General features: G+C 41.6%; 7 protein-coding genes. 6 read left to right on the top strand and 1 reads right to left on the bottom strand.

The genetic code is table 11. The features are described 5' to 3' along the window. Positions 1-407 precede the first annotated feature (407 nt). Together VF500_RS29870 and VF500_RS29865 are read left to right on the top strand one after the other, a co-directional pair. Positions 408-1,385 (top strand): Gfo/Idh/MocA family oxidoreductase, encoded by a 978-nt coding sequence (locus VF500_RS29870; protein ID WP_330863155.1) that lies wholly within the window; start codon positions 408-410, stop codon positions 1,383-1,385. Next, positions 1,386-3,482, top strand: a complete 2,097-nt coding sequence (locus VF500_RS29865; RefSeq protein WP_330863154.1) for a M48 family metallopeptidase — start codon at positions 1,386-1,388, stop codon at positions 3,480-3,482. It begins immediately after the preceding gene. 85 nt (positions 3,483-3,567) lie between these two features. Here the strand turns inward: VF500_RS29865 and VF500_RS29860 are convergent, their stop codons facing one another. Continuing rightward, on the bottom strand, positions 3,568-3,744 hold the full coding sequence (locus VF500_RS29860; RefSeq protein ID WP_330863153.1) for a DUF6496 domain-containing protein: 177 nt from the start codon (positions 3,742-3,744) through the stop codon (positions 3,568-3,570). A 267-nt stretch (positions 3,745-4,011) separates the two neighbouring features. Here VF500_RS29860 and VF500_RS29855 point away from each other — a divergent pair, with 267 nt between their 5' ends. The 4 genes from VF500_RS29855 to VF500_RS29840 all read left to right on the top strand — a co-directional run. Beyond that, the gene (locus VF500_RS29855; RefSeq protein ID WP_330863152.1) at positions 4,012-4,419 is read left to right on the top strand and encodes an AI-2E family transporter; all 408 of its coding nucleotides are present in this window, start codon (positions 4,012-4,014) and stop codon (positions 4,417-4,419) included. Further along, the gene (locus VF500_RS29850) at positions 4,386-5,105 is read left to right on the top strand and encodes an AI-2E family transporter (protein WP_330863151.1); all 720 of its coding nucleotides are present in this window, start codon (positions 4,386-4,388) and stop codon (positions 5,103-5,105) included. The genes VF500_RS29855 and VF500_RS29850 overlap by 34 nt, the downstream gene beginning before the upstream one ends. Positions 5,106-5,457: 352 nt before the next feature. After that, on the top strand, positions 5,458-6,420 hold the full coding sequence (locus tag VF500_RS29845) for a 3',5'-cyclic-nucleotide phosphodiesterase (RefSeq protein ID WP_330863150.1): 963 nt from the start codon (positions 5,458-5,460) through the stop codon (positions 6,418-6,420). Positions 6,421-6,438: 18 nt separating this feature from the next. Continuing rightward, positions 6,439-7,076 (top strand): alpha/beta hydrolase (locus tag VF500_RS29840; RefSeq protein WP_330863149.1); only part of this gene is annotated, 638 nt, incomplete at its 3' end.

The following is a 7,076-nucleotide window of genomic DNA, read 5'->3' as shown; positions in this document are numbered from 1 at the left end:
CTCTGCGAGTTTAAGTTAACTCACAAAATTGATAGTCAAATTGATTATAGCCAATTGAGTAAGTTGAGCCCCTCTGGGGCTCGGGTAAGGGACGTAACGTTATTTCTACAAACCTTTTCCCCCTCTGGGGGATTTTTATAGTTTAATAAACAGGTATTAATTGAGATGCCTAAGGACAGGTGCACCAGAGGTGCAAAAGGTTTGTAGCATAAAAAACAGAAATACCCTTTGCCCCAGAGGGGGCAAAACAAAACGCCTTGCTGATTAAACGAAAGCAATTTTGTGGGTTAACTTAAATCTGCGAGAAACCCGGAGTAGACGTTGGTACTCGCGGTGAAGTTGTTACTTTATAAATATAAAAAAATAACTATTTTCAAATCTCCATCAGGGGAATTTAGAAAGCTAATATGAGTACGATAAACTGGGGTATTATAGGCTGCGGCAACGTAACAGAAAAAAAAAGCGGGCCGGCATTTAAAAAAGTAACCGGAAGTAACCTTGTGGCCGTTATGCGCCGCGACGCAGACAAAGCAGCCGATTATGCTACCCGGCATGGCGTAGGCAAATGGTACAGCGACGCCGATGAACTGCTGAATAATCCTGAGCTCAATGCCGTTTATATAGCTACCCCTCCGGCTTCTCACCTTGATTATGCCATTGCAGCCTTAAAAAAAGGGCTTAATGTTTACGTTGAAAAACCGGTAACCCGCAATTCGGCAGAGGCGAAGGCTATGGCAGCGGCAGTAAAGGGCGCTAACTCAAAACTTACGGTTGCCCATTATCGCAGGGCATTGCCCATGTTTTTAAAAGTTAAAGAACTGATTGATACCGAACTGATAGGCGAGATCCGTACCGTACAGATCAGGATGTGGCAAAGCCGTAAACCTGCTCTTATTGCCGATGTGGAAACCAACTGGCGTGTACTGCCTGAGCTGTCAGGCGGCGGTTATTTTCATGATCTTGCACCTCATCAACTCGATTTAATGCTATACTATTTCGGTGAGCCCGAAATGTACCATGGGTTTTCGCTCAACCAATCAAACTCAACACCTGCCGACGATCACGTGTGCGGGCAGATCCTTTTTAAAAACAAAGTGGTGGTAAACGGTTCATGGTGTTTCAATGTAGCCGAAAGCGAAACCACCGATACCTGCGAGATCATCGGTACAAAAGGAAAAATAACCTTCCCGTTTTTTGGTAATTACATCACCTGGAAAACCGATACAGAAGAACAAACTATAACTTTTACACACCCAGAGCATATCCAGCAGCCCTTTATAACCAAAATAGTGGCTTACTTTAAAGGCGAAGGGCCAAACCCCTGCCCCATTGAGGAAGCAGTAACGCTGATGGATATCATCGATGCGTTTACGTTAAAAAATTAAATGAAAAACCTAACCTTATCGTATCCGCCCATGCCAGCAGGGGCCGATAAAAGTATTATTAAACCCTCAAAGGCATTTAAAAAGTATGTGTACCTTTCGGTTGGTGCCATTTTACTATTTATTTTAACCTATCTATTTCTCTTTTGCGGCTCGCTGGCCATTGCCATAGCTTTCGGTGTTATAGGTTATTATATTATGCTGGCAGGTATTGGTTTTTGGGGCCTTCTATTAGGTATATCCTTTATAATAGCCGGTTTATTGCTCGTTTACTTTGTGATCAAGTTTCTTTTTAAAAGGTCACGAACCGATTACTCTGGTATGATAGAAATAACCGCCGGGGAACAACCGGATCTATTTCGCTTTATTACCCAGGTAACCACCGAAGCACAAGCGCCCTCGCCCAAACGTATTTTTGTTTCGTCGGAGGTAAACGCCGGAGTGTTTTATACGTCAAGTTTCTGGAGCATGTTTTTCCCTGTAAAGAAAAACCTTAACATCGGACTTGGCCTTGTCAACAGTGTCAATATTTCGGAATTTAAGGCAATCATGGCCCATGAGTTCGGTCACTTTTCACAACAGAGCATGAAATTTGGCAGTTATGTATATAACCTTAATAAAGTGATCTATAACATGCTGTATGATAACGAAGGGTATGGCAAACTGCTAAACCAATGGGCCAGGATCCATAATGTTTTCAGAGTGATGGCTATGCTGAACATCCAGATCATTCGTGGCATCCAGTTCATTTTACGTAAAGTATATGGTGTTTTGAACAAAACATATCTTGGTCTTTCGCGCGAGATGGAGTTTCATGCCGATGCTGTAGCGGCTTATGTTAGCGGATCAAACCAGGTGATAACATCTTTAAAAAGGATTGATATAGGACATTCAAGCTATACAACGCTGATGAGCTATCTGAACAGGCAATTGCATGACGGCAAAAGGGTTGATAACATATATCCTATACAGCAGGAAATTACCCGGTATTTTGCTATTATACATAAAAATGGTATCGATGCGGCCGGCTTACCTGTAATTACCGAAGGGATGCTTGCGCCAGAGGAAAGTGAGATAATTATCACAAATCAATGGGCCTCGCATCCTACGACTGCTGATAGGGAGCTGCACGCCAAAAAGATCAACCTGATCACACCGGAATTTACTGAAACGGCATGGTCACTTTTTCATAACGCGGAACAACTACAAATTCGGCTTACCGATCAGCTATACACACCGACCAATAAAAAGCCGGCCACCGTTTTAAACTTCGAAGCATTTAAAGACGATTTTTACAGCAATATATCATCTAATTCACTCAACGAAAATTATAAAGGGTACTATGACAGCCGGATCATTACTCAGTTTGATATAGAGGAAGCTGTGCTATCGGCCGCAAATAGCCCAATTTTGGATATTAATGATATTTTAACAGAGGAAAACTGCAACCTTCCTAAAGGGATAGCAGATAAACAAAAAGACGTTGCCCTGCTTGACCAATTAAGCGAAGTACGAACAGATATTAAAACATTTGATTTCAGAGGTGCCAAATACCAACGACTTGATGCTTATAGAGTACAGGCTGTGCTTAATGAAGAAATAGGCCGGGCAGATCAGAAAATAAAGGATTTAGACCGTGAGATCTTCATTAACTACTACAGGGCTGCAAAATCCGATGCTGAACGTGAAATTCTTACCGTAAAATACGGGGAGCTATTTGCATTGCAAATAGATGCAGTGAAGGATTATGACCTGTTCAATAACATTATGCATGAATTTAACAAAGTATACAACCCAATGCCTGTTGAGGGTATAATACGCACATTGGGAAACGTGAGCAGGCATGAGAAAAAGATAAAACCCCGTATAACCGAAATTTTAGCAGATGCTGTAACCAGGCCGTATTTTACTGACGAGCAGGTTAAAACATTGGAAACTTATGTAACAGGGAACTATATTTATTACCATGAGCCCACCTATGATAATCAAGCAATAGATAAATTTAACAAAGCCATGGATATTTACATCTCAGGCATTGCCAAACGCAATTTTGAAATAAAGAAGGACCTGCTTAACTTTCAATTTCAACTTATTAATTAAAAACTCAATGATACTTATCCAAAAGCAGGCTCATTGAAAATTGCTATAAGCATTTCAATGAGCCTGTCTTTGTATGAACCCTCTATCAGTTTTTCTTTTTGGGTACTTTGGCGCCTTCTTTCCGTGCTTCGGAAAGCCCTATTGCTATTGCCTGCTTTTTGCTGGTTACCTTTTTACCGCTGCCGCTTTTTAACTTGCCTTCCTTCATTTCATGCATGGTTTTCTCAACCTTTTCACCGGCCTTTTCCGAATACTGTGCCATAATGTTAGTTTTAAAGTAAATGATATCATTACAACGCAAAATATTTGCCAAACATAAAATCAGTAGCTTTTTTAATGGTGGCAAGAGCGAGCGGAAGTCTGTTGTCCATGGTATTATCGTAGTTAAAACTACTGCTAAATCCGGGAGTATCGATAAATTAAATGTTTCACGTTTTTCATCCTGTCTGTTCCCAATTATTACTTATCTTCAAAACATCTGAAATAATTGCGTGTTAAGCCATCATAATATACCCCAACATTTGCCCATATGCCAACAAAAAAACTCATAGCTCCATTTTACGAACGTCTTGCATTAGTACTTATCGGCTTTATGGCCCTGGGCTACCTGGTTATTATGGGTAAGGACCTGCTTGATCCGATGATCTTCGGTTTTATATTCGCCATCCTATTGCTGCCTGTTTGTAATTTTCTTGAAAGCAAGCTCAGGCTCCCCCGTAGCATGGCATCGCTGGTTTCTATATTATTATTGATCGGTGTTATTGGGGGGATCCTTTATCTCGTTGGGTCACAGATCTCGAACATGGCCAACGACTGGCCTATGCTTCAAAAACAGGTTAAACAATCCATACAGGACCTTCAGGAGTGGATCCAGCATGCTTTCATGTTAACGCCGCCAAACAAATGGCCTATGTTGACGATACAGCAAAAAAACTAATGGAATCGGGCACCGATGTACTGGGCACTACTTTCGGGGCAATTTCGTCGCTTATGCTGTTCTATGTGTTCATCCTGATCTTTACGTTTTTTATACTGCTGTACAGGCGTTTGCTCATCCGCTTTATAGTATGGGTTTTCAGAGATGAAAATGAGCATGTGGTAATGGATATTGTTGAAAATATTCAAAGCATTTTAAGGCAATACATATTAGGTCTGCTGCTGGAGATGGTCATAGTCGCCGGTGTAGCCATTACCGTTTTTTGGATGATCGGTATTAAATATGCCGCTTTGCTGGGCATTATCGTGGGACTTTTCAATATTATACCGTACATCGGTATTTTCACCGCGTTGCTGTTAAGTACGGTGATAACTTTTGCTACGGGCAGTATCAGCAATACCATTGCCGTGGCTGTGAGCGTTATCGGCATCCACGCGGTCGACGCTAACTTTTTGCTTCCTACCATAGTTGGCTCGAAGGTTAGGCTCAATGCACTCATCTCTTTTATAGGCATCATTTTGGGCGAAATGATCTGGGGGCTTTCGGGCATGTTTCTTTCTATTCCTGTTATTGCCATATTCAAGATCATATTTGACCGCATTGAAACGCTTAAGCCATGGGGGTATTTGTTAGGCGGAGATTATGAGTATAAAAAGTCGGCCGCGAAGGCTATGAAAACCGAATAATTTTTTCAAAAAGGGGCTAACCAAAATCTGTAAACTTTCGTTTAAGTAAGCTAAACTTTTAATTTTACAGAAAACTATTGATACCCCCTGACAATGGAAATTGTAAGAGACACACCACGCGCAGTTCACCGGTGTAAAAAATGTAATGAGCCCTTAAAAACCAGGCGTAAGCGCAGCCTGTTATTAAAAGCCACCCTATTTTGGCTTCCGATCAGGAAATTCTTCTGTGAACGGTGCCTTAAAACACGTTACGTAATGTAAGTGTTCATAAAAACAGGCGGCATTTTACTTTGATTATTTAGGCATATCCTTAATTTAGTACCGTAGCATATTAAAGCTAAATCTGCCTAAAATGAACCTCAAGCGTAAATTACTGCCGTTTTTATATATTTTCCTGTTTCCCGTAATTGTATTAGCGCAAACTTCAAAGGGCACAGCTTTCAGACTGGTGCCTTTAGGTGTATTGGGCGGCATTGATGAAAGTAACCTATCGGCCTATATGCTTGCCCCCGCCGGGAGCAACAATTATATTTGCCTTGATGCGGGTACACTGCATTATGGGATTGAAAAGGCCGTGGCCAATAAAAGCTTTAACGTGCCCGCAAGCGTAATACTTAAACAATATATCAAAGGCTATTTCATTTCCCACTCGCACCTTGACCATATTGCCGGACTTATTATTAATTCGCCGGAAGATAGTACCAAAAACATCTATGCGCTTAATGATTGCATCGAAACCATAAAAACCCATTATTTTACCTGGAAAAGCTGGGCTAACTTTACCGATCAGGGCGAGACACCTGCCCTCAAAAAGTACCATTATAAAGTATTGGAGCCCGGCGCTGAAACCGCTATCGAAAATACCGAACTTAAGGTTCAGGCCTTCCCGCTCAGTCATTCCAATTTAACAAGCACTGCTTTTTTAGTGAATAATAATGACAACTATTTGCTCTATTTAGGCGATACAGGTCCTGACGAAATTGAAAAAAGCGGCAATATGCAAAACCTGTGGCAGGCCGTTGCCCCATTGGTAAAAAGCAAAAAGCTGAAAGCTATTTTAATAGAGGTATCCTTCCCTAATGAGCAACCCGACAAAACGCTGTTTGGTCACCTTACACCGAAATGGCTGATGACGGAGATGGACAAACTTGCATCGTTTGCCGGTGCCGATGCTGTTAAAGGTTTGAATATAGTAGTAACACATTTAAAGCCGCCCGCTACCAGCATCAGCAAAATTAAAGTACAGTTAAAGGCAGCCAATAAATTACAGTTAAACCTGGTATACCCGCAACAGGGTAAAGCGCTTAATTTTTAAAACCTAAAAATCTGCACTATGAAAATGATAAAACCTGCTTTTTTATTTCTGCTGATGATAAGCGGCTTCAGCTTGTTTGCGCAGCAAGGCAAGGTGCTTGAAGAACAAAGCATAAAAAGCAAAATTTTAAAGCGCAATGTAAACTATGCCGTTTACCTCCCGCCTGATTATGAAACCGCCAACCGCACTTACCCTGTGGTTTACCTGCTGCATGGCTATACTGATGACCATACCGGCTGGTTGCAATTTGGTGAAGTTAACCGTTATGCTGATAAAGCCATAGCCGATGGCACCATCCCGCCGATGATCATTGTTATGCCTAATGCTGATTCGAGCTGGTACATCAACTCTTACGATGGCAAGGAGAAATATGAAGACTTTTTTTTCAAAGAATTTATACCACATATTGAAAAAGTATGTCGGGTTAAAGCCGAAAAAAGGTACCGCGGCATAGCAGGCCTTTCAATGGGTGGGTATGGAACGCTGGTCTATACGCTTAAACACCCTGATCTGTTTGCGGCCGGCGCGGCTTTAAGCGCGGCTGTATTTCCAGACGATCAGCTTATAAGCACTCCTGATGATACCTATGACAAGATATTCGCGCAGCTTTATGGACGTGGTTTAAAGGGTAAAGACAGGGTGAACAGTGCATGGCA

This window comes from Mucilaginibacter sp. (assembly GCF_036383575.1).
Classification (GTDB): Bacteria; Bacteroidota; Bacteroidia; order Sphingobacteriales; family Sphingobacteriaceae; genus Mucilaginibacter.
The sequence above is the reverse complement of the archived record's forward strand: the minus strand, read 5'-3'. Positions and strand labels throughout refer to the sequence as shown.

Coding starts and splice junctions, on each gene's coding strand:
- VF500_RS29855 (WP_330863152.1), top strand. CDS start 4,012: ATGCCAACAAAAAAACTCATAGCTCCATTTTACGAACGTCTTGCATTA.
- VF500_RS29860 (WP_330863153.1), bottom strand. CDS start 3,744: ATGGCACAGTATTCGGAAAAGGCCGGTGAAAAGGTTGAGAAAACCATG.
- VF500_RS29850 (WP_330863151.1), top strand. CDS start 4,386: ATGGCCTATGTTGACGATACAGCAAAAAAACTAATGGAATCGGGCACC.
- VF500_RS29870 (WP_330863155.1), top strand. CDS start 408: ATGAGTACGATAAACTGGGGTATTATAGGCTGCGGCAACGTAACAGAA.
- VF500_RS29865 (WP_330863154.1), top strand. CDS start 1,386: ATGAAAAACCTAACCTTATCGTATCCGCCCATGCCAGCAGGGGCCGAT.
- VF500_RS29845 (WP_330863150.1), top strand. CDS start 5,458: ATGAACCTCAAGCGTAAATTACTGCCGTTTTTATATATTTTCCTGTTT.